Genomic DNA, 20,880 nt, shown 5'->3' on the forward strand with positions numbered 1-20,880 from the left:
CCAGCAGATTGGCCAGCTGCCGCAGGCCCTGCGCCGCAGCCTCACCTGGGACCAGGGCAAGGAGATGGCCGAGCACGCGCGCTTCACCATCGACACCGACGTCCAAGTCTATTTCTGCGACCCCCACAGCCCGTGGCAACGCGGCAGCAACGAGAACACCAACGGACTACTGCGCCAGTACTTCCCCAAGGGCCTGGACTTGAGCGGCCTGTCGCGCGCCCAACTCGACGCCGTCGCCCATCAACTCAACACCCGCCCCCGCCAGACACTCGACTGGCGTACCCCCGCAGAGGTATTCGCTCAAAGTGTTGCGATGACCGGCTGAAACCGCCGGCGCTTCGAAATCTCCCGACATTTCCGAACAGCGAGCTCCCAGCCAGGGGCCGGCCCCCGAGGGCAACGCGGAGCGGCCCCAATGGCCTCGCCCCCGGCCTGGACCTGGTAGCCTGGCGGGGTTGACGAACCAGGACCTCGACTGGCCCATCCGGGTCGCCGCCATGAACGCGCTGCAACATCTGGTGCGCCAGCATGGCGAGGTGCTGTCCTGGGACGTCATCGACCGTGGCTTCACGTACCAGGGCGAGACGCTGAACTTCGCCAACCGCGCACGCGGCATCTTCTGGCCTCGCCAGATGCGCGAGACGGCGCTGTCCATCAAGACGACCGTGCCTCGCCAGGGCCGGGAGGCGCGCTACGACGACCTCCGCTCGAACGAGGGATTCCAGTACCGGTTCCAGGGAACGGACGTTGCGTCTCGCGACAACCGGCGCCTCGTGCGGGGCATGGAATGGGATGTCCCGCTCATCTACTTCTACGGCATCGAGCCAGGTGCCTATCGGCCCATCTGGCCCGTCTACATCTCCGAGGCAAACCCCGCCGAGCTGAGCTTCACCGTCGTCTCCGCCGCACCCGATGCGCAGGTGCTGGCGCCGGGGCTCCACGCGGCGGACCCGAAGCTCTTGAGCCTGGAGCGCCGCTACGCCACGGTCCAGATGAAGAAGCGGCTACATCAAGCCGCCTTCCGTCAGCACGTGCTGCGGGCCTATTCGCAGCGGTGCGCGGTATGCCGGTTCCCCCGGCCGGAGCTCCTGGACGCGGCGCACATCCTCCCGGACCGGGACGAGCGCGGCAGGCCGGAGGTCTCCAACGGCCTCTCGCTCTGCAAACTCCACCACGGGGCCTTCGACACGGACCTGCTGGGCATCCGTCCTGACGGCATCATCGAAATCGCGCCCCGGCTGCTCGCCGAGCGCGACGGCCCCACGCTGGAGTACGGGCTCAAGGGCTTCGCCGGAAAGGCGCTGGGCATCCTCCCGGAGGCGCCTGCCCACCGGCCGCGCCGTGAGTACTTGGAGGCACGCTACGAGCGTTTCCGCGAGGCAGGCTGAACCAATGACGAGGTGACCTCCCCGAATGGGTAGGTTCCCGACCTGGCCGGTCCGCCGATGTGGCGCCTTTTCGAGGCCTTTACCTTGTGCCTCGAAAGGAACACACCATGTCCCACGGCCTCCTCCAGTCGCTGTCCCAGTCCCTCGCCTCCGTCGTCGAGCGCACCGCGCCAGGCATCGTCCGCGTGGAGACGCGGCGCAGGCGCGGCGCCACCGGCATCGTCTGGGATGCCGAGGGCCACATCCTCACCACCAGCCAGGCCGTGGAGCACGAGGGCCCGCTCCCCATCGGCTTGCCGGATGGCCGCACCGTCTCCGCCGAGTTCGTCGGCCGCGACGCCAGCACCGACCTGGCCCTGCTCAAGGCCGAAGCCACCGACCTCACGCCGCTGACCTCCGCGCCGTTGGATGACGTGAAGGTCGGTCACCTCGTCATCGCCGTGGGCCGCCCTGGCCGCACGGCTCGCGCGACGCTCGGCATGGTCAGCACCCACGGCGAGGGCTGGCGCACCCATGCCGGAGGCCGCGTGGAGCGCTCCCTGGAGACGGATGCCGACCTCCCGCCCGGCTTCTCCGGCGGCGCGCTGGTGGACACCGAGGGACGCCTTGTCGGTCTGCTCAGCGCCGCCTTCTCTCGCACCGCCGCCGTCGTCATCGCCACGGACACGCTCACGCGCGTGATTGCATCGCTGAAGGAACACGGGGGCATCCGGCGTGGCTACCTGGGCGTGGGCGCCTCCCCCGTGCGTCTGCCCCCACACCTGGGCACGGGGAACGAGCACGGCCTCATCTGCCTCTCCGTGGACCCGAACGGCCCGGCGCATGACGCGGGTCTGCTGCTCGGAGACGTCCTGCTGAGTCTGGGAGGTCAGCCCCTCCACGGCGTGGAGGACCTGCTCGGCGCCCTGAGCGACGAGAAGGTCGGCACCACCCTCCAGGTCCGCGTGCTGCGCGCCGGAGAGGTTCGCGAAGTCCCCATCACCGTGGGCAAGCGCGCGTGAAGGGAGGCCGCCATGAAGCTGCTGCAACACTTCTCGGATGATTTGGAGTCGCTGGTGGCGCGTGCCTCGCCCGCCGTCGTGGGCGTGGAGCACGCACGCGGCCACGGCACCGGCCTCTTCCTCACACCGGACGGCTACGTCCTCACCAACCGCCACGTGGTGGTGCGCGGCTCACGCAAGCTCACCGTCCAGCTCTCCAACGGAGAGGAGCTGCGCGGCACCCTGGTGGGCAGCGACGCCCCCACCGACCTGGCCGTGGTCCGCGCGGAGGGCGGTGACTTCCCCACCCTGCCGCTCGCCGAGCCCGAGTCGGTGCGCGTGGGCCAGCTCGTCATGGCCATTGGCAACCCGTTCCACCTGGAGCAGTCCGTGTCGCTGGGCGTGGTGAGCGCCATCAACCGCAGCATCGGCCTGCCCGATGGCGTCATGCTGGAGGGCATGCTCCAGACGGATGCCGCCATCAATCCGGGCAACTCCGGGGGGCCGCTGCTCAACATGCGAGGACAGGTGGTGGGCCTCAACACGCTGGTGTTGCCCTACGCGCAAGGTATCGGCTTCGCGGTGAGCGCCACCACGGCGGCGTGGATTGCCAGCCTGCTCATCCAACGCGGCAAGGTGGACCGGCGCTTCCTGGGCATCGCCGCGACGGCGGTGAGCCTGGACGCACGGCTCACCCGGGAGAACGGCCAGTCCCGCGCGGTGAAGGTGCTCCGCGTGCAGGACGGGACACCTGCCCACGAGGCCGGGCTCCAGGTGGATGACTTGCTGCTGGCCATCAATCAGCGGCCGGTGAACAGCGTGGACGACCTCCAGCGGCTCATGGCGCTGGCCACGGAGGACGAGGTGACGCTGGACCTGCTGCGCAAGGGCCGTGGCCGCAAGACGGCCCGGGCACGGACGCGACCGCGCATCGAGCCCGTGGCCGCCTGACTCAGGCCACGCCGCCCGGCGTCCGCCCCTGCGCGTCCGGCATCTTCCCCTGGAGCAGCAGGTTGTCGCCCCGACAGAGGCTCTTGTAGGACCACACGCAGAACGAGTCTCCAGGACGTGACTCCTGGAGATACTCGTCCAGCACGTCGGCATCGTCACAGATGAAGCGGTGCGGGGCGCGCGTCTCCCGGTAGAAGCGGTGCTCGATGATGAGCGGGCTCTTGTTCGCCAGCATCTCGCGCAGGCGGCTCAACGTGTCCGGGTCGGTGATGCGCGAGCCTTCGAGAGTCCACGCGTCCATGGTGCGGTGCCGCGCCTTTCTTCCCACGAGCTGAAACGGGCCCGAGGATGATAGCGGATGACGGCCCACGTCATAGCCGCGCGTCGTGCGATGGCGCCGGACGGTGCTCGGTGAAGAGTTCGTCCTCGTAGCACCAGGCCCACGCCTCCCCCGGCTCGAAGGACTGGACGACGGGATGCGCCGACTGCTGGAAGTGCTTCGTCGCATGCCGGTTGGGCGAGGAATCACAACATCCCACATGGCCACAGCTCAGGCAGCGACGCAGGTGCACCCAGCTCGAGCCCATGGCCAGACATTCCTCGCAGCCTCGCGAGCGCGGCGGCGGGTCTCCGGCCTGTTGGATGTGCTCGCAAATCGGCTCCATGTGACACCTCTCCGTGACGGGGGCGACCAGTGCCCTCTACAGCGTAGGCATTGGGTGCGAGGACCTTCAGTGAGCACCAGCCGGGATGGCGAGCCACTGAAGGCACGTCCCCACCCCGCAGCGGCGGATGGCACGCGCGGAGCCCCGGGCGCACGGTAGAGCCACATGGCCACCAACGCCCCCGACACCACCGTCGCCTATGACAGTCCTCGCGGCCGGGGGGTGCTGCTCGCCAGCGTGCTGGGCAGCGGCATGGCGTTCCTCGATTCCACCGCCGTCAACGTCGCCCTGCCCGCCATGGGCCGTGAGCTGCACACGGGCCTGTCCGGCCTCCAATGGGCCGTGGACGCGTACCTGCTCACGCTCGGCTCCCTGGTGCTCACGGGGGGCGCGCTCGGCGACGCGAAGGGCCAGCGACGCGTCTTCCTGCTGGGCATGCTCGCCTTCACCGTCACGTCGGTGCTGTGCGGCCTGGCGCCCAACACCTGGACGCTGGCCGCCTTCCGCGCGGCGCAGGGTGTGGGAGCCGCGCTGCTGGTGCCCGCGAGCCTTGCACTGCTGCGCACGTCGTTCCCGCCGCAGGACCGGCAACGCGCCGTGTCCGCCTGGGCCGGACTGTCCGGCGTCACCACGGCCGTGGGGCCGCTGCTGGGTGGGTGGCTCGTGGACGCAGGTTCATGGCGCTTCGTCTTCTTCCTCAACGTGCCCCTGGCCGCGCTCACCGCGTGGGCGGCGCTGCGCCACGTGCCGGACATCGCGCCGAAGGCAGGGGCACGCGGGTTGGACGTCGCGGGCTCGGTGACAGCGGCGCTCGGGCTGGGTGGCCTCATCTACGCGCTCATCGAAGGCCCCGCCCACGGCTGGCCCCTGGCGGCCATCGGCGCCGCGGCCGGAGGCGCCGTCCTACTGGCCGCGTTCTTCGTCCTGGAGGCACGGCAGCGGGAACCCATGCTTCCGCTCACCCTCTTCCACTCGAGCACCTTCTCCGGCGCGAACCTCACCACGCTCGTCGTGTACTTCGCGCTCGGAGGCGCCACCTTCCTGGTGGTGCTCGCCCTGCAGCAGCAGCTCGGCTATTCGGCGCTCGGCGCGGGAGCAGCGCTGCTCCCCATCACGCTGATGCTGCTTCTGTTCTCACCTTCCGTGGGGCGGCTCGCGGGGCACATCGGCGCACGTCCGTTGATGACGGCGGGGCCGCTGCTCGCGGGCCTGGGGCTGGCGCTCCTGACGCGCATCCAGCGTGGAGGTGACTACGTCAGCACCGTGCTGCCTGGCATCCTGGTGCTGGGACTGGGGCTGGCGCTCACCGTAGGCCCGCTCACGGCGGTGGTGCTCGGCGCCGTCGAGGACCGCTACGCGGGCATCGCCTCCGGCGTGAACAACGCCGTGGCCCGCATCGCCGGCCTGCTCGCGGTGGCGCTGCTGCCGCTGCTGGGCGGCCTCGCTGGCGACACCGGCATGGACTTCCTGGTGGGCACACGGCGCGCGCTCTGGGTGTCCGCCGGCCTGTGCGCCGTGGGAGCGCTGTGCTCGCTGCTCACGATTCCACGCGAGGCCGGACGCACGACCTCCGCGCAACAGGAGCACGGGACACCTGGCGCACCGCGTGGGTCCAACAAGCGCCCATGACGTCGTCGCGGGATGGCGCCTCAGCCCCCGGCCTGCTTCTTCGCGGCCTTGCCGGCGTGCGGGCTGTCCCCAGGCCCGCACCTCAATGACGTCCGTGGTCGTCACTCAGCGGAGGTGCCTCGCGCGCCGGCTCGGTGCCCTTCTGAGCGCCGTAGCCGCCAATCCCCTTCTGGAGGATGCGGTCTTCGCCCACGTCTTCGTCCGTCACGTCGCCTCGCACCGGGCCTTTCTGGTGCCGCGCCTCGCGCTCCAGTTCTTCCGGGCGCGTCGTGTCCATCCGCTCGTCGCCCCGTACCGGACTGCCCTTGTTGTCAGCCATGGTCGTTTCCCCTTTCAGAGGGAAAGGTCCGAACCGCCCTCGCGCCGGACAAGGCACCTGCCATGGCGCCGCCGCCTGCCGCCCAAGCAAAAGGCCCCCGCCCCAGCAGGGACGAGGGCCTTCGGGAAGCCACACCGCCGAGCCAGCGCTAGCTCTTGTACTTCACCGAGCAGCCGTAGGGCGTGGTGGTGCTCGTCGGGACCTGCTGGCCCCCCACCACCGCGTCCACCGCCGTCTTCACATGGTTGGCCGGCTTGGCGCTCTTGCCGCGCGGGTCATCGTCGATGGCGCCCGCGTAGCGGACAACGCCCGTCTCATCGATGACGTACATGTGCGGCGTCGTCTTCGCGCCATAGGACTTGCCTACCGTGCCGCTCGCGTCCTGGAGAACCGGGTAGGGGAAGCCCTCCTCCTTCTTCCACGCCGCGGACTTCTCCGGGGTGTTGTGCGCGGTGGAGTCCACCGCCAGCCACACCACCTTCTTCGCGTCGAAGCCCTTCAACGTGGTGACCATCGTGTCACTCTTGTAGTGCCGCTGAACGAAGGGGCACTCGGGGTTGGTCCACTCCAGGACCACGACCTTGCCCTTGTACTGCGCCAGCGTGTGCTCCTTGCCGGACTCGTCCTTCAGCGTGAAGGTCGGCGCGGGCTTGCCAACTTCCGCGTCGGCGAGGGCGGGCGCCCCCACGAACAACGTGCCCAGCGCGAGTGCTGTGAAGACCTGCTTCATGGCGTTCCTCCAGAGTCTTGGGGATTGCGGGGAAGACAGCACGACTTCAGTGGCTTGGGAAACCCGCGGCGCAGAGGACGTTCGCGCCGCTGCCCAGCTTCGAGGGTGCACACTCCGCCGCGCGCTTCACGGCGTCCGCCACGACGCCCGGCGTGAGCAGCTCCGGCAGCACCTCCGGCTTGTCGGGGGCGCCCGGGCTCAGCACCAGGTACATGGGCACACCGGCCCGGCCGTGCTCGGCCAGCTTGGTGGTGATGCTCGCGTCCCGGCGCGTCCAGTCCGCGATGAAGAAGGCCACCTGGTGCTTGTTGAAGGCGTCCCGCACCTCGTCGGTGGACAACACGGTGCGCTCGTTGAACTTGCAGGTGAGGCACCAGTCCGCCGTGAAGTCGATGAACACCGGCTGGCCCGCCGCCAGCGCCGCGTTCACCGCGTCCGCGCTCCACGGCTGCGCCTGCGCCACCGTGGACCCGAGCCGAGGCGCCTCCACGGAGTCCTGGTCATCGAAACGCAACGTCAGCAGCCCTGACGCCACGAGCACGCCCGCGGCCACCGCCACGGTGGCCATCTTGCGCACGCCGTCCTGCGCCTGCCCCTGGCCGTACAGCCACGTGACGAGCCCCACCGCGACCAGGAACGCCAGCAGCCGCGCCATGCCGTCCACGCCGGCCAGCCCGCCCATCACCCACACCAGCCAGACGGTGGTGGCCAGCAGCGCGAAGCCCAGCACCTGCTTGAAGCGCTCCATCCACGCGCCCGGCTTGGGCAGCTTCTTCGCCAGCCCGGGCACCAGCACCAGCACGCAGAAGGGCAGCGCGAGCCCCAGGCCCAGCGCGGTGAAGACGGCCAGCACAGTCACGGGGCCCGCCGCGAAGGCGAAGCCCACCGCGGTGCCCAGCAGCGGCGCCGAGCACGGCGTGGCCAGCACCACGGCCAGCACGCCCTCGCCAGCGCTGTGCATCAGGCCGTGGCTCTGGTCCACCTTGCCCGCCAGCGCCGTGCCGTCCAGGCCCACGTTGAAGACACCGAAGAGGTTGAGCGCGAAGGCGACCAACACCGCGCACACACCCGCGACGAAGAGCGGCTCCTGGAACTGGAAGCCCCAGCCCACGCTCGCGCCACCCGCGCGCACCGCCAGCACGACGCTGGCCAGCAGCAGCATGGTGCCGATGATGCCCGCCGCGTAGGCCGCCGCATGCGCGCCGACGCGGCCCCGCTCCTGCTGCACCATGCGCGTGAAGCCGTAGGCCTTGAGCGCCAACACGGGGAACACGCACGGCATCAGGTTGAGCAGCGCGCCGCCGAAGAAGGCGAACACCAGCGCCAGCCCCAGGCCCATGGACGACTCGGCCGCGGGCGGCGTGGCGATGGCGGCGCCCACCGGCTTCACCGCCGCGATGCTGTCCTTCACCGACGGCGGCTTCACCGCGGCCGACGTCCCAGCCGCGCCACCGGCCGCCACCATGGGGGCCAGCGGCGCCGCCACCTCGAGGTACTGGTAGCCCGTGGCCGCCGTGCCCAGGCGCATCACGCCCGTCAGGCCCGGCGCCGACGCCTGCACGTCCGGCTCCGCCTTGCCCTTGAGCTTGAAGCGGCCCGGACCGTCCGAGGCCAACCCCACGCGCACGACGCCGGGGATGCGGTCTGCGACGAAGAAGTCACCTTCCACCGCGGGCACCGCCGCGCCGCCCGAGGCCGTCAGGGTGAGGGTGCCGGTGAAATCCTGGCCCGCGGTGAGCTGCGGCGCATCCAGCGCCACCGTCGCCGCGTGACCGCTGTCCTTGGCGGGACGGGGCACCTTGGCCAGCTCGGTGTCGAAGACAGCCGCCGTCTCGGCGTCGCGCACCGTCTGGGGACCCAGGGGAATGGAGCGCGTCAGCATCAGCTCCGCGGGAATGCAGTGCACCTCGCACACCAGCGCTTCCACGGCGGCGGACACCGTCAGCAGACCCGTGGAGGGTCCTTCCACGGCCTTCGCGTCGGCGACGAGGATGGCCTCACCGTCATAGCCATGGGTGGTGATGAAGCCGTCGGGCGTGCGGAACGTCTGCGGGAAGGGCCACTGCAGCGGCCCCACGGTGACGCCGGGCGTGTCCCACGCCACTTCCGTCTCCAGGCCGGAGTCGCCCGGGTTCTTCCAGTAGACGTGCCAGCCCGGATCCAACCGGAAGCGCACGCCCACGCGGAAGGTGTCTCCCGGCTTCACCTGGGTGGCGTCCACCAGGAGGGCCCCCTCGATGCGAGGGTCACCTTCGTCCGGCGCGCTCGATGCCACCGCCGACGCAGGCAGGTCCGCCCACGCGACCGCCGCCACCAGCAGCAGTCCGATTCCACCAACAACGCCGAGCCTCTTGGACTGCTGATGCGTCATGCGACTCCCGTTAACCCAGAGGAGGCCGGCCCGCCAGCGACAGACACGTGCCTCCGAGCACAGTGAACCATCCGGGCAGGCGGGCATTCCCCTCGCATGACGCGCCACGCCCACTCCCAGGCGGACGGTCCGAGCAGGAGGGGTTACAGCGTCACAGAGGTAACGTCATGAACCCACAAGAGCAGCCGAGCGACGGGCGTCAGTCCTCGGTCTTCCAGGGCAGCAGCGCGGGCGCCGCGGGGCCCACGCGGCTCATGGTGATGCGGGAGACCTCGGAGTGCGCGCGGCGCATCACCAGCGCGGGGAGCTTGTTTGCCCGGCGCTCTATCACCCGGCGCAGGTCCGCCAGCCGCTCCACGTGGCGTTGCGCGGGCACCTCCGCCGAGCCGAGCCGCGCGAGTTTGTAGAGGGCGACGTCCGCGGCCTCCAGCGCCCGCTCCGCGGCGTCCTGATGACGGCGGCCCAGGGCCTTCCACGCGGCGGCTTCACCGGCGACCAGGTCCAGCTCGGCGGACACGGCGCGCACGAAGCGGCCCGCGTCACTGTCGGGCAGCACACGCGTCACTGGCACGCTGATGCGCCGCGTATCGCCGCGCTCGGAGTAGGACGTGGACACGCCCAGGTTCCACTCCGCATCCCCCAACATGCCCGAGAAGAGGACGCGGCGCGGGAAGGCCTGGGAGATGGCGCCCAGGGTGGCGCTCATGGCGTCGCCTTCCACGCGCGAGGGATAGCGGTGGCGGCAGCGGACGTCGGCGAAGCCCGAGGGCAGCACGTGCACGCGCGCGTCGGCGACGACTTCACCGAAGAGCTCGGCGCCCAGCTGGCCCACGGCCATGGGCAGACCTTCCGGGTCATCCACGTGCACGAAGCCGGTGCCGGAGGGGCTGGTGAGGGCCTCCAGGATGTCGGGCAGGTAGTGGCGGCCCAGCCCCAGCGCGTGGAGCATGACGCCGGACTCGGCGATGCGGGCGCCCTGGGTCTTGAACTCGGCGAGCTGCGACGGACCCACCGAGGGCTCGCCATCGGTCAGCATCAGCACCTGGGGCCGGGCGCCGGGCACGAGCACGCGGCGGGCGGACTCCGAGGCGCGCTCCACGGCCTCGTGCAGGGCGGTCCCCTCGCCGGATTCCAGGCGCGCGAGCACCTTGAGGAGCTGCGCCCGGGCGTTGGGGTCCATGGCCCGCATGGGGAGGACCTGCTCGGGCTCGGCGTCGAAGGTGAGCAGGCCCAGGTAGTCGCGTGGGCTGGCGCGCTCCACGAGCGCCTGGGCGGCCTGCACCGCGGCGAGCAGCGGCACGCCACGCATGGAGGCGCTGCGATCCAAGGCGAGGTTGATGGCCACGGGTGCGCGGGGGGCGTCGGCGTCGGCTTCCAGGGTGACGAGGAGGAGCACCTCGCGGCCATGCTCGGCGTCACGCTCCACTGCCCAGGCCGTCTGCTTCATACGTACTCCCCCGTGGTCGCACGAGGCATTGTGCCGCGAATCAATCTGCGGGAGCGGACCGCCCCCGATGCCGGAAGTCTCATGGGCCACAACGCACGGGAGAGGGGGACGCGCTCGGGCAGGCTGCGGGGTCTGAGAATGTCGGGAGTCGTGCTTTGGAGCAAGGGGGCCAGCTAGGATGCGGCACACCCACACGGTCCGCCCCTCAGGAAGGTGCTGGCTGCCGCGACGCACCGCAGGCCGCACAGTACCGGGCTTGGGGAGTGCGCAGCGGCTTGCCACAGGCGGTGCACGGCGGGCCGAAGAGAATCAGCCGGTGGTGCAAGACAGCGTTGATGTTCGTCTCGCGGAAGCCGGTCAGCCGCTCGTACTCCCGGAGAGCAGGCGCGAAGGCGTGCTTGAGGGACGAAATGCCGGCCTCGTTCCGGAGTTGCTTGCGCTGGAGCAGGAGGTGGATCCGCGCGAACTCCTCTTCGTCGAGCATGGGCAGGTCCATCTGACACCGCCAGCACCACAGCACCTTCATGACGTCGCTCCTCACCCTCGAACCACGGCCGTTCGTGGCCGCTGGAGAGGTTGACGCAGAAATGAGGGAGAGGTGACGAGCAGGCAGGCCGCCCATTCTGATGCGGGGCCGAGAACCCTGGACCCGGGGGCTCACTTGGGGAGCCACCACGCGGGTATCCATTGCCCCGGTTACCGCGAGTGCCCCCGCGCATCCACCGGCCGCGGGGGCCGCGAATTACTCGGCCGCAGTCCAGCCGCCCCACGACTCTTCGGAGTAGCCCCAACGGCGGCCGGGCGCGCCCTCGTCGGCCTCAGAAGACTCCGCGCCACCGTCCTGCCGCGGATCCACATAAGGCAAACCTTCATCGTCCATGTACGTGGTGTCGTCGTGAACCATCGCCGGCTCCTCTGGAGGCCACCCAGGTGAAGGGGGGCATCCCGCTTCGGTCGACTCGGGCTCGCCCCATGCGAGGCCCGCTCCAGTACTCGTTGACCGATTTACCGACCATGTTGGGGATGTCGCCTCGCGTTGTAAAGCCCTTGGGGTTTCAAAGTTCCGGGGGCCATGTCGCCCGCTTGCCTACCTGCCTGCTCTCCAGCGAAGAGTGTTCGTATTTACAGGCAGTTACGAACAGTCAGGCGTCAGACAGTGCCCGTGGCAATCGCACAAGGTAAGCCCTGGGCCCGAGAATGGAACCCCCCACAGCGGTTTACGCGCCGGTATTTTCAAAGGGCGTCTGGCTGCCTTCCGCCACTGGTAAATCCGTGCGATGGCCGCTCACTCCCCAGAGGACCCGGGCCGCGTTCTCCAGTGAAGGACACCTGGGGCAGCAGGGTGCTTGATTCGAGAATCACCCCTGTTAGGGTTGAAGTGCACTCAAGAATTGCCGCAACGCGGCAGCCCGGGCCCATCCGCCGCGGCGCCAGAGGTCCTCAGAGTCCCATGAGTCCCATCATCACCGGCCTGTTGCTAGCCCTCGCCATTCCCATCTTCGTCATGACCATGTCCGGTCGCGTGGGCGTCCTGCTCGCGATGAAGAAGGAGAACCGGCTCGACAACATCCCCTTCCGCGTGGCGCAGCTGGTGCGCTTCGGCCTTGGCCAGAAGCGACTGGTGGACCCGGAGGAGTTCACGCCGGGCCTGTTCCACGTCCTCATCTACGCGGCCTTCATGGTGCTGGCCCTGCGCACCATCATGCTCTTCGCCATGGGGTTTTCGACCACGGCGCTGGACGTGCTGACCGACCTGGGCCACCCGTTCTGGGCGGATCAATCCGCGCTGCTCTTCGTCTACAAGCTCTACCTGCTGGCCAAGGACGTGGTCGCCGCGCTGGCCCTGCTGGGCGTGGCCTACTACATCTGGGTCCGCTGGAAGGTGAAGCCGGACCGCATGACGCCGTCGTGGGAGGCGTACCTCATCCTGTGCTTCATCGGCGGGCTGATGGTCTCCGAGTTCCTGTTCGGCGGCAGCCACATGGTGGCCGCGCACGCCGCGCAGGCGCAGGTGGGCGCCGCTCAGGTGCCCCAGTCCCCCGCCGCGCTGGTGTGGTGGGAGCCGTTCACCAGCCTGACGGGCCTGGCGATGATGCCGCTGGGCGCCACCGCCGCGCACGTGGTGGGCACGGCCGGCTTCTGGGTTCACCTGGTCATCATCCTGGCGTTCCTGAACTTCCTGCCCATCGGCAAGCACTTCCACATCATCACTGGCCTGCCCACCGTCTTCTTCCAGCGCACCCACTCCACCGGCAAGCTGCCCACGCCGGACCTGGAGAAGGAGGACTTCGGCACCGCCACGGTGAAGGACCTGACGTGGAAGCAGGGCATGGACCTCTACTCCTGTACGGAGTGTGGCCGCTGCCAGACGCACTGTCCGACGTACATCACCGGCAAGCCGCTCACCCACAAGGGCGTCAACCAGGACCTGAAGCATTGGATCTGGGACAACGAGCAGTGGGTGGAGGAAGGCTACGGCCCCAATGGCATCAAGGAGCCGCTGCCCGAAATCATCGGCAGCGCGCTGTCGGCGGAGACGGTGTGGGCGTGCACGAGCTGCGGCTGGTGCGAGCAGGCCTGCCCGGTGTTCATCGAGAACGTGCCGCGCCTCATCGACATGCGCCGCTACCAGGTGCAGGTGAAGGCGGAGTTCCCCCCTGAAATCCAGCGCGTGTTCGAGGGCATCGAGCGCCAGGGCAACCCCTGGGGCCTGGGCCAGGACCGGCGCGACGAGTGGGCGGAGGACCTGGCGCTCCCCACGTGGGGTGACGACGGCGGCCCCTACGAGTACCTCTTCTTCGTGGGCTGCGCGGGCAGCTACGACGACAAGCAGAAGAAGGTCAGCCGCGCGCTGGTGAAGATTCTGCGCGAGGCGGGCGTGAGCTTCGCCACGCTGTCGAAGCAGGAGATGTGCAACGGCGACTCCGCGCGCCGCATGGGCAACGAGTACCTGTTCCAGACGATGGCGAAGACGAACGTCGAGACGTGGAACTCGATGGGCGTGAAGGCCGTCATCACCCAGTGCCCGCACTGCTTCAACACCATCAAGAACGAGTACCCGGAGTTCGGCGGCGAGTACCGCGTCATCAACCACACGCAGCTCATCAACGAGCTGCTGAAGGAGAAGCGCATCAAGCTCTCCGCGGTGATGAACAGCAAGCTCACCTACCACGACCCCTGCTACCTGGGCCGCCACAACGGCGTCTACGACGCCCCCCGCGAGGTGCTCAACAGCATCCCCGGGCTCGAGGTGGTGGAGATGCAGCGCAGCAAGCGCGAGGGCTTCTGCTGCGGCGCCGGCGGCGGCCGCATGTGGATGGAGGAGCACATTGGCACGCGCATCAACCACAACCGGTTGAACGAGGCCGCGCTCACGCTGAAGCACGCCGAGGACCCAAACACGCCCTACCCCAACGCCGCGGACAAGAAGAAGCCGGGCCAGGTGGGCGACTACAAGGAGAAGGGCGGCAGCGGCATCGTCGCGGTGGCGTGCCCGTTCTGCTCGACGATGCTCTCCGACGCGGTGAACGACACCGGCCGTGAGGAGAACATCAAGATCAAGGACATCACCGAGCTGGTCGCCGACGCGCTGGAGACCAAGAGCGGCGCGGTGGGCACCGTGGCCCCCAGCGCCACGGTGAGCGCCAAGCCGGAGTAGTGCCAGGGGTGCGGCGGGCCCGCTGAAGGGCCCGCCCGCTTCGCTTCACGCAAGGGCCCGGAGGCTTCCACCGTGAAGCCCCGGGCCTTCGCCGTTTCAGGGCTTGCGCTGCTTCTCCGAGCGCAGGACGCGCTCCAGCCGCTTCGTGGCGCCGTCGTCCCCCAGCTTGCCGGAGACATACGCCCCCGCGGAGGCGAGCTTGCGGCGGAAGCTGTTGTCCGGCGGAGGCGGCGCGTCCAAGCGCAGGTCGGTGATGCCCAGGCCGGAGAGCAGCGTGCGGGCCAGGTCCTGGTCATCCGCGCGCGCGTGAGGCATCAGCCACTGGCAGACCTCAGTGTGCCCGTGCGCCGCGGCCATGATGAGCGCGGACTCGCCGATGCTGTCCGTCAACTCGGGGTCCGCTCCCGCCTCCAGGAGGCGTTGCACCAGGTCCGCTCGCCCCGCGCGGGCCGCGGCCATCAGCGGCGTGCGTCCCTCCTCGTCGAAGGGGTTCGGGTCCGCTCCAGCGGACAGGTGGGACTCCACGGCGTCACGGTCGCCCGCCAGCACGGCATCGAAGAGGGACATCGTCAGACCTCCGCGCGGCAGCATCGCGCCTCGCGCCCTGGGACGCCAGTTGCCCCGGGCGCTCGGCGCCCTGGCTCACAGCACGCCGCTCGGCAGGGAAGCTGCGCACCCCGCCGTCGGCGGCCCGTGCCGCGTCGTGTTGGACGTGGCGTCCACGCAGGTCGCCTTACGTCCGGAGCGTCAGTTGATTTCGACCGTGCCGCCCTTGATACGGTGGGTGCCGGAGGCGCGCGACTCCAGGTAGGTGCCTTTCACGATGACCTTGCCGTTGCGGCGCAAGGTGATGCTCGCCTCACCGCACTTGAGGACGACTTCGTCCTGGCCCTCGATGACGACGCGCTTGCCGTCGACATGGGCCTCTGTCGGGCGCAGCGCGGCTTCTGGGGAGGGGGACTCCAGCAACGCGTCCAACAGCGGCGTCGTGCTGGGCTCCTGGATGAGCCCCATGACGAAGGGCAGCCGGGCGTCTCCGTTCTCGAAGAGGAGCACCGCCTTCTGCCGCTGGGCGACGGCGGCCTGAAGCGCCTTCGGCTCCACGACGACGGCGAGCCGCGCGGCCACCGGGCCCGAGGTGTTCCCCGGAAAATCCACGAGCACCGCGCCACTGGCATCGACGCCCACCAGATGGCCGGCCCGGCTCCCCAGGATGGGCTCCTGGGATTGCGCGCCAGAGGCAAGGGACCTGCTGTCGGGTGACTCGCTCATGCCGGCATCTCCATGCGTCAGGCTACCGCAGGCGCCCCCCACGGCGCGAATCCGGCCCGAACCACCTTCCCTCGGACGCCAGGCAGGCGGCGCTGGCGCCACCCCACCGGGTCCGAGGTCAGCGGCTCCAGGTCAAATCGGCCCGTAGGACGGTTCCGCGGCGCTGGGCACCGCCAGCGACACCGAGCCCGTGCTCAGGTTCGCGCGGTAGATGCCCGTGTCGCTCCCGCCAGCGCTGATGAGGAAGCCCAGCTGGCTGGCGCCCGTCCAGCTCGGCCACGACTCCTCGCCCGCCCCCCCGCTGGTGACGCGCTGGAGCGCCCCCACGTTCGAGCCCGACACCTGCCCCACGAAGATGCGCGTGCCACCGGAGGACAGGCGCCCATCCAGCGCCACCTGGGAGCCGTTCGGAGACACCGCCACGCGGTTCTCCACGAACTGCACGCCCGCGCTCAGGGAGGAGTAGGTGATGGTGCCCCCGTTGAGCGGCACGTGCGCAAGCTGGTCGAGCTGGTTCAACCCGCTGCCCGCGCCCGCCAGCACCGCGCTCCCGTTGGGCAGGAAGGACGGCGCGCCGTAGGCGATGACGTTGTTGGGCGTGAGCTCCTGGAAGCCGCTGCCGTCCGTGTTGATGCGCGCCAGCGCCGTCTGGGAGCTGTTGCCCGGTGAGAAGACGAAGACGACGCTGCGTCCGTCCGGACTGAAGGTGGGCGTGCGGAAGTTGGAGCAGCCGCGCGCGCACGTCGAATCATTCGCCCGGAACAGCGTGGAGGGCGTGCCGCCCGAGGTGGGCACCGTCAGCAGCGAGGTGGTGCCGCCGCTGCGCTGGACGAACACCACGCTGCGGCCGTCGCGCGACACGGAAGGCCAGTAGGCGCCGCCCACGCTGGTCAGCCGCTGCGGGCTGTTGGCGTCGCCGTTGTCGTCCACCACGAAGACGTTGCGGTCGTCCTCGCGCACGAAGGCGAAGCCACGGGTGAAGAGGACGTCCCCGATGCCGCCGCCGCCACCGTCGTCCAGGGGCTCGCAGCCCCCCAACATCCCCACCGCCAAGACCGCTCCGAGGAACCTCCGCTTGCCCGTCATCGTCATCACTCCGCTTCCCGGCCGATAGAGAGCCCCGTACTACAGAGCGCACCGGGACTGACGTCAACGCGCCACGGGTGATTCAACGCACGGTCAAGGTCAGCGGTTGAGCTTCTGGAGCTCGTTGCGGCAGAGGTTGCAGAGCGACAGTTGCTTGCGGTCGCAGTCCTGCGGCGTCTGCGCGAAGAACATCACGCACCGAGGGTCCTCGCAGTAGGACAACCCGAGCAGGTGTCCCGCCTGGTGCACCACCTCCACCTGCGCGCGGCGCCGCAACATGTCGCTGGCGGCGCCCTGGGCCAGGCGATGGAGGCTCATCACCGCCGTCTTCGATTCGCGGTCCGCTTCCCCGAAGACGAAAGGCGAGTCCGGGACGAAGAGGTCCACGTCGGAGATGCCCAACACGGCGAACTGGCCGGGCTCCAGCATGGGCGTCAGCCGCCGCATGATGGCGTTGCAGTGGTACTGGCCACGGTCCTTGTTGAAGGCGTAGGCGGGCGTCGGCAATACCGTCTTCGACACCACGGCCGCGACACCCATTTGCGCCGCCAGCGGGTCCTGCAAGTCCCTCAAGAGAGAGGCTGGCGGGCTACCCACGGAGACCAGAAGGAGTGTCTTCTGCGGCATCGGCCCACCGTCCTTCATGCACGGGACGGACGCATGGCTACCGCGTCCCCCCGGAGCGGAGTGGCTGGGGCGCAAGGATTCGAACCTTGATACTCAGAGTCAAAGTCTGATGTCCTGCCATTAGACGACGCCCCAGCAGGTTCTCTCGTGTACTTCTGGTGTCCGAGTGTACGGCATCCCGACGGGTGCGGGGAACTCCCCTGACGCGGTTCTCTGCAATGTCAGCCACTGGACCCCTCGCCCGGGCCCCGGTGACGGCTGGAGCCGGGCGCATTGTCGCTCTCCCATTACACCTGGAGTAAAGCCGCCCCCGGATTCGCGCCAGGAGCGGCCTTCCCCCTTCCCGGTCAGCCCTTGAGGACGGCGAGCGGTGTCAGGCGCAGGAGCGGCCGGACGAGGTCGGCCTCGTCCTCCAGCACCTCGGTGATGTCGCGGTAGGCGGCGGGCGCTTCCTCCACCAGGGCGGCGGCGCGCCCCTTGTCGTACACCACGCGGCGCAGCACGTGCTCCAGCGCCGCCGGGCGGATGCGCGCCCGTGCCTCCGCACGGGTGAGGACGCGGCCCGCCCCGTGTGAGCAGGAACGGAAGGCACGCGGCTCGCCCCGGCCCTCCACGACGTAGGACGCCGTCCCCATGGAACCCGGGATGAGCCCGCGTTGGCCGGCCTGGAGCCCCACCGCGCCCTTGCGGTGGACCCACAGCATGCGGCCCCCGTGCTCCTCCTGGGCGACGTGGTTGTGGTGCACGTCCACGGCCGACGCGGGGTCGGCGGCCACGCCCAGGGCTTCTTCCAGGACGTCCAGCGCGCGAGCGGCGATGGCCTCCCGGTTGGCGAGCGCGAAGCGGCAGGCCCACTGCGTGTCGGCGAGGCAGGCGGCGCCCTCGGCGGTGTGGAGATCCAGGGCCGGCAAGCCGCCCTCCCCGAGCGCCCGGGCCACCCGCCCGTGGTGGTCCGCGATGGCCGCGCCGACGCCCCGCGAGCCGGTGTGCAGCAGCAGCCAGAGGGCCCCGTCCGCATCCCGGTCCAGTTCGAGGAAGTGGTTGCCGCCCCCGAGCGTCGCCAGGTGTCTGGGCGCCAGCCGCTCCCAGGCATGGCGCAGCTTCTGGGTGGACAGGGGTGGTGACTCCAGCGCGGGGGGCAAGGGCAGCCCCCGGCCCCGGTGAGCGGCGTCACCCACGGGGATGCGCTCGGCCCACTGAGACAGCACACGCTCCAGCACGTCCCGTCCGGGAAGGCCCGAGGTGAGTGGGAAACGCCAGGCGCTCACGCCGCAGCCCAGGTCTCCGCCCAGGGCCCCCGGTACGACGTGGTGCTCGGTGGCGAAGACGGTGCCCACTGCGATGCCGGTTGCGACGTGGAGGTCCGGCATGGCGGCCACGTGCTCCACGACATAGGGCTGGGAGGCGATGTGACGCAGTTGCTTCTCCGCGCCGGGAGGCAGCGCTCGGGCCCAGACGAGGATGGGCCTGCAGCCCGGCGCGGGCGGAAGGAGACGGGGCATCATGACTCGCCCTCCTCCGCCGCTCCGGGCGTGTGCTCCGAGACGCCGATGTAGATGAAGCGAAGCTGCGGCACGCGCTTGAGGTCGAGGTGCTCCGCGAGCTGCGAGCGCAGGTAGCCGCTGGCGCCTTCGAGCGCCGCCTGCAGGGGACGAAGGCCGGCAGCCGCGGCTTCGGGCGTGACGGTGTAGCCGATGCGAACGAGGCGGCCGTCCGGCGACAGCTCGAAGGACGTCAGCGCGACGCCTTCGAGCCTCGGGTCGGACAGCTCACCCCGGAAGGTGCGGGAGACTTCTTGGGACAGATGGGACTGCACGCGCAGATGGCGCGATGACGAGGTACGGCGATTCCTGGAAGAGGACATGAGAGGACGAACGGTTCCCAGAAGGCCGCGCGTGCCCCTCGTGCGCGCCCGACTTCAAGCCGTCAGCGACGCACGAGACACACGCCGGCCCATTGCACGGAGGCAAAGGCTCCGCGCACATGCCGAATCCAAGGCCCTGGAAGCGCGCTCCGTCCCGCTCAGCGAGGGAGGCAGCCCACCCGGTTCAGCACGTTCAGCGCGGAGCGACCCGAGACTCCATTCAAGACACGTCCCATGGCACACCTCCCGCCGCGTGCGTGACTCCCGCGCGGACCGTGATGCTGCGCACGCAAGATGTGACCGCCACCCTGCCCGCGTCAAGCGACAGCCCCAGACGGCAGGACGCGGGCAGACCTGACAGCCAACCACCCCTCGGGCCCGTGCCCTGTGTCCGGTGTCGGCGGGTGACCACCCTCACTTTCCAGCAGCGGACGTGCGTCTCAACGCGGCCGTGGGCATGGCCTGCCGCCGCGCTACGCAGCGGGCACGAGGTGAAGGCACATGGCGGAAGCGTTCGACGTGGTGGTGATTGGGGCAGGCCCCGCGGGTGAGGTCGCCGGTGCGCGCGCCGCGGAGGCCGGGCTGTCAGTGGCATTGGTGGAGCATGAGCTGCTCGGCGGCGAGTGCTCGTACTGGGCCTGCATCCCCAGCAAGGCCTTGCTGCGCCCGAGCGAAGCGCGGTGGCTGGCGGAGCATGCCGCCGGCGTGCGCGAGAAGCTCCAGGAGGGCATCGACGCGCGCGCGGTGCTGGCCCGCCGGGATTCGATGGTCAACAACTACCAGGACGACTCCCAGGTGAAGTGGGCCGAGGGCGCGAAGCTGAAGGTGGTGCGGGGCACCGGCAAGCTCACGGGCCCGCGCAAGGTGCGCGTGGAGAACAAGGACGGCACCGTGCGGGAGCTGGAGGCCCGAAAAGCCGTGGTGCTGGCCACCGGCAGCCATCCGCGCGTCCCGGACATCCCGGGGCTGAAGGACGCCCAGCCCTGGGACAACCGCCAAGGCACCGGCGCCAGGCAGGTGCCCAAGCGGCTGGTGGTGCTGGGCGGCGGCGCGGTCGGGGTGGAGCTGGCCCAGGCGTGGCGCTCGCTGGGCGCCGAGGTGACGCTGGTGCAGCGCGGAAAGAGGTTGCTGTCCCGCGCGGAGCCCTTCGCCAGCGAGCAGGTGGCCCAGGCGCTGCGAGCTGCCGGCGCGCGCGTCCTGCTGGGAATGAACGCGACGCGCGTCCAGCGGCCCGGCGGCAAGGGCGAGGTGACGGTGACGCTGTCCAATGGCGAGCAGGTCGTCGCGGACGAAATCCTGGTGGCCATGGGCCGCGTGCCCCGCACGGAAGGAATCGGGCTGGAGACGGTGGGGCTCGAGGGCGGCAAGCCCGTGGAGGTGGATGACCAGCTCCGCGCGAAGGGCGTGGACGGCGGCTGGCTCTACGCGTGCGGCGACACCAATGGCCGCAACCTCCTCACCCATATGGGCAAGTACCAGGCCCGCATGGTGGGCGACGTCATCGCGGGCAAGCAGGCAAGAGCGTGGGCGGACGCGAAGGCCACCCCACAAGTCGTCTTCACCCACCCGCAGGTGGCCAGCGTGGGCCTCACCGAGGCCAAGGCGCGCGAGGCCGGGCTGCCGGTGCGCACGGTGGAGCAGCAGCTCCAGGACGTGTCCGGCACGTCGCTGGTGGGCAAGGGCCTCACTGGCACCGTGAAGTGGGTGGTGGACGAGAAGCGCCGGGTGCTCGTGGGCGCCACGTTCACCGGGCCGGAGGTGGGAGAGATGCTCCATGCGGCCACCATCGCCGTGGCGGGGGAGGTGCCGCTCGACACGTTGTGGCACGCGGTGCCGTCGTTCCCCACCATGAGCGAGGTGTGGTTGAAGCTGTTGGAGGCGTACGGCCTCTAG

At 70.0% G+C, this 20,880-nt stretch carries 21 protein-coding genes and 1 tRNA gene; 7 read left to right on the forward strand and 15 right to left on the reverse strand.

The genetic code is table 11. The annotated features are described in order from the left end of the window. The 4 genes from BLU09_RS18585 to BLU09_RS18600 all read left to right on the forward strand — a co-directional run. The coding region (locus BLU09_RS18585; RefSeq protein WP_143043141.1) for an IS30 family transposase at positions 1-325 on the forward strand (325 nt) is incomplete at its 5' end. Positions 326-455: 130 nt separating this feature from the next. Then, the gene (locus BLU09_RS18590; RefSeq protein WP_090490891.1) at positions 456-1,388 is read left to right on the forward strand and encodes an HNH endonuclease; all 933 of its coding nucleotides are present in this window, start codon (positions 456-458) and stop codon (positions 1,386-1,388) included. Between the two features lie 107 nt (positions 1,389-1,495). Further along, complete coding sequence (locus BLU09_RS18595; protein WP_186817952.1) at positions 1,496-2,389, forward strand: S1C family serine protease; 894 nt, start codon at positions 1,496-1,498, stop codon at positions 2,387-2,389. Positions 2,390-2,401: 12 nt separating this feature from the next. Then, a complete protein-coding gene (locus BLU09_RS18600) occupies positions 2,402-3,319 on the forward strand; it encodes a S1C family serine protease (RefSeq protein ID WP_090490893.1) in 918 nt (305 codons plus the stop codon). 1 nt (position 3,320) lies between these two features. Here BLU09_RS18600 and BLU09_RS18605 read toward each other — a convergent pair whose 3' ends face one another. Together BLU09_RS18605 and BLU09_RS18610 are read right to left on the reverse strand one after the other, a co-directional pair. After that, positions 3,321-3,620 (reverse strand): hypothetical protein, encoded by a 300-nt coding sequence (locus BLU09_RS18605; RefSeq protein ID WP_090490894.1) that lies wholly within the window; start codon positions 3,618-3,620, stop codon positions 3,321-3,323. Between the two features lie 70 nt (positions 3,621-3,690). Further along, entirely contained in the window at positions 3,691-3,984 is a 294-nt protein-coding gene (locus BLU09_RS18610; RefSeq protein ID WP_090490895.1) for a UBP-type zinc finger domain-containing protein, read from the reverse strand. Positions 3,985-4,149: 165 nt separating this feature from the next. Between BLU09_RS18610 and BLU09_RS18615 the strand changes: the two genes are divergently transcribed. After that, on the forward strand, positions 4,150-5,613 hold the full coding sequence (locus BLU09_RS18615; protein WP_090490896.1) for an MFS transporter: 1,464 nt from the start codon (positions 4,150-4,152) through the stop codon (positions 5,611-5,613). An 82-nt stretch (positions 5,614-5,695) separates the two neighbouring features. On the opposite strand, the gene BLU09_RS18620 is transcribed toward BLU09_RS18615, so the two are convergent. The 6 genes from BLU09_RS18620 to BLU09_RS38805 form a co-directional block, all read right to left on the reverse strand. Next, entirely contained in the window at positions 5,696-5,932 is a 237-nt protein-coding gene (locus BLU09_RS18620; protein ID WP_090490897.1) for a hypothetical protein, read from the reverse strand. Between the two features lie 148 nt (positions 5,933-6,080). Continuing rightward, positions 6,081-6,662, reverse strand: a complete 582-nt coding sequence (locus BLU09_RS18625) for a thioredoxin family protein (protein ID WP_090490898.1) — start codon at positions 6,660-6,662, stop codon at positions 6,081-6,083. 46 nt (positions 6,663-6,708) lie between these two features. Next, the gene (locus BLU09_RS18630) at positions 6,709-9,033 is read right to left on the reverse strand and encodes a protein-disulfide reductase DsbD family protein (protein ID WP_090490899.1); all 2,325 of its coding nucleotides are present in this window, start codon (positions 9,031-9,033) and stop codon (positions 6,709-6,711) included. 199 nt (positions 9,034-9,232) lie between these two features. Next, complete coding sequence (locus BLU09_RS18635) at positions 9,233-10,480, reverse strand: vWA domain-containing protein (RefSeq protein WP_186817951.1); 1,248 nt, start codon at positions 10,478-10,480, stop codon at positions 9,233-9,235. A 205-nt stretch (positions 10,481-10,685) separates the two neighbouring features. Next, complete coding sequence (locus tag BLU09_RS18640; RefSeq protein WP_090490901.1) at positions 10,686-11,006, reverse strand: hypothetical protein; 321 nt, start codon at positions 11,004-11,006, stop codon at positions 10,686-10,688. Between the two features lie 216 nt (positions 11,007-11,222). Beyond that, positions 11,223-11,384, reverse strand: a complete 162-nt coding sequence (locus tag BLU09_RS38805) for a hypothetical protein (RefSeq protein WP_167371115.1) — start codon at positions 11,382-11,384, stop codon at positions 11,223-11,225. 546 nt (positions 11,385-11,930) lie between these two features. Here BLU09_RS38805 and BLU09_RS18645 point away from each other — a divergent pair. Continuing rightward, the gene (locus BLU09_RS18645) at positions 11,931-14,138 is read left to right on the forward strand and encodes a (Fe-S)-binding protein (RefSeq protein WP_090490902.1); all 2,208 of its coding nucleotides are present in this window, start codon (positions 11,931-11,933) and stop codon (positions 14,136-14,138) included. A gap of 96 nt (positions 14,139-14,234) precedes the next feature. Here the strand turns inward: BLU09_RS18645 and BLU09_RS18650 are convergent, their stop codons facing one another. The 7 genes from BLU09_RS18650 to BLU09_RS18680 form a co-directional block, all read right to left on the reverse strand. After that, positions 14,235-14,705, reverse strand: coding sequence for an ankyrin repeat domain-containing protein (locus BLU09_RS18650; protein WP_186817950.1), 471 nt, complete (start codon positions 14,703-14,705; stop codon positions 14,235-14,237). A gap of 180 nt (positions 14,706-14,885) precedes the next feature. Next, positions 14,886-15,410 (reverse strand): DUF6484 domain-containing protein, encoded by a 525-nt coding sequence (locus tag BLU09_RS18655; RefSeq protein WP_090490904.1) that lies wholly within the window; start codon positions 15,408-15,410, stop codon positions 14,886-14,888. A gap of 132 nt (positions 15,411-15,542) precedes the next feature. Then, positions 15,543-16,505 (reverse strand): TolB family protein, encoded by a 963-nt coding sequence (locus BLU09_RS18660; protein WP_090490905.1) that lies wholly within the window; start codon positions 16,503-16,505, stop codon positions 15,543-15,545. 90 nt (positions 16,506-16,595) lie between these two features. Beyond that, on the reverse strand, positions 16,596-17,123 hold the full coding sequence (locus BLU09_RS18665; RefSeq protein WP_090490906.1) for a non-proteolytic archaemetzincin-like protein: 528 nt from the start codon (positions 17,121-17,123) through the stop codon (positions 16,596-16,598). A gap of 61 nt (positions 17,124-17,184) precedes the next feature. Continuing rightward, positions 17,185-17,258 (reverse strand) — tRNA-Gln (locus tag BLU09_RS18670). Positions 17,259-17,470: 212 nt separating this feature from the next. Continuing rightward, positions 17,471-18,628, reverse strand: a complete 1,158-nt coding sequence (locus BLU09_RS18675) for an RtcB family protein (RefSeq protein WP_090490907.1) — start codon at positions 18,626-18,628, stop codon at positions 17,471-17,473. Further along, entirely contained in the window at positions 18,625-18,987 is a 363-nt protein-coding gene (locus tag BLU09_RS18680) for a ribosome-binding factor A (RefSeq protein WP_090490908.1), read from the reverse strand. Before BLU09_RS18680 ends, BLU09_RS18675 begins: the two co-directional genes overlap by 4 nt. A 501-nt stretch (positions 18,988-19,488) precedes the next feature. Between BLU09_RS18680 and BLU09_RS18685 the strand changes: the two genes are divergently transcribed. Next, positions 19,489-20,880, forward strand: coding sequence for a dihydrolipoyl dehydrogenase family protein (locus BLU09_RS18685; protein ID WP_090490909.1), 1,392 nt, complete (start codon positions 19,489-19,491; stop codon positions 20,878-20,880).

Origin of the sequence: Myxococcus virescens (assembly GCF_900101905.1) — a bacterium.
Taxonomy (GTDB): Bacteria; Myxococcota; Myxococcia; order Myxococcales; family Myxococcaceae; genus Myxococcus; species Myxococcus virescens.

Excerpts from the sequence above, each read along its gene's own strand:
- BLU09_RS18630 (WP_090490899.1), bottom strand. The coding sequence starts at position 9,033 with ATGACGCATCAGCAGTCCAAGAGGCTCGGCGTTGTTGGTGGAATCGGA.
- BLU09_RS38805 (WP_167371115.1), bottom strand. The coding sequence starts at position 11,384 with ATGGTTCACGACGACACCACGTACATGGACGATGAAGGTTTGCCTTAT.
- BLU09_RS18650 (WP_186817950.1), bottom strand. The coding sequence starts at position 14,705 with ATGTCCCTCTTCGATGCCGTGCTGGCGGGCGACCGTGACGCCGTGGAG.
- BLU09_RS18680 (WP_090490908.1), bottom strand. The coding sequence starts at position 18,987 with ATGTCCTCTTCCAGGAATCGCCGTACCTCGTCATCGCGCCATCTGCGC.
- BLU09_RS18595 (WP_186817952.1), top strand. The coding sequence starts at position 1,496 with ATGTCCCACGGCCTCCTCCAGTCGCTGTCCCAGTCCCTCGCCTCCGTC.
- BLU09_RS18655 (WP_090490904.1), bottom strand. The coding sequence starts at position 15,410 with ATGAGCGAGTCACCCGACAGCAGGTCCCTTGCCTCTGGCGCGCAATCC.
- BLU09_RS18685 (WP_090490909.1), top strand. The coding sequence starts at position 19,489 with ATGGCGGAAGCGTTCGACGTGGTGGTGATTGGGGCAGGCCCCGCGGGT.
- BLU09_RS18615 (WP_090490896.1), top strand. The coding sequence starts at position 4,150 with ATGGCCACCAACGCCCCCGACACCACCGTCGCCTATGACAGTCCTCGC.
- BLU09_RS18645 (WP_090490902.1), top strand. The coding sequence starts at position 11,931 with ATGAGTCCCATCATCACCGGCCTGTTGCTAGCCCTCGCCATTCCCATC.
- BLU09_RS18625 (WP_090490898.1), bottom strand. The coding sequence starts at position 6,662 with ATGAAGCAGGTCTTCACAGCACTCGCGCTGGGCACGTTGTTCGTGGGG.
- BLU09_RS18610 (WP_090490895.1), bottom strand. The coding sequence starts at position 3,984 with ATGGAGCCGATTTGCGAGCACATCCAACAGGCCGGAGACCCGCCGCCG.
- BLU09_RS18665 (WP_090490906.1), bottom strand. The coding sequence starts at position 17,123 with ATGCCGCAGAAGACACTCCTTCTGGTCTCCGTGGGTAGCCCGCCAGCC.
- BLU09_RS18635 (WP_186817951.1), bottom strand. The coding sequence starts at position 10,480 with ATGAAGCAGACGGCCTGGGCAGTGGAGCGTGACGCCGAGCATGGCCGC.
- BLU09_RS18600 (WP_090490893.1), top strand. The coding sequence starts at position 2,402 with ATGAAGCTGCTGCAACACTTCTCGGATGATTTGGAGTCGCTGGTGGCG.
- BLU09_RS18620 (WP_090490897.1), bottom strand. The coding sequence starts at position 5,932 with ATGGCTGACAACAAGGGCAGTCCGGTACGGGGCGACGAGCGGATGGAC.
- BLU09_RS18675 (WP_090490907.1), bottom strand. The coding sequence starts at position 18,628 with ATGATGCCCCGTCTCCTTCCGCCCGCGCCGGGCTGCAGGCCCATCCTC.
- BLU09_RS18640 (WP_090490901.1), bottom strand. The coding sequence starts at position 11,006 with ATGAAGGTGCTGTGGTGCTGGCGGTGTCAGATGGACCTGCCCATGCTC.
- BLU09_RS18605 (WP_090490894.1), bottom strand. The coding sequence starts at position 3,620 with ATGGACGCGTGGACTCTCGAAGGCTCGCGCATCACCGACCCGGACACG.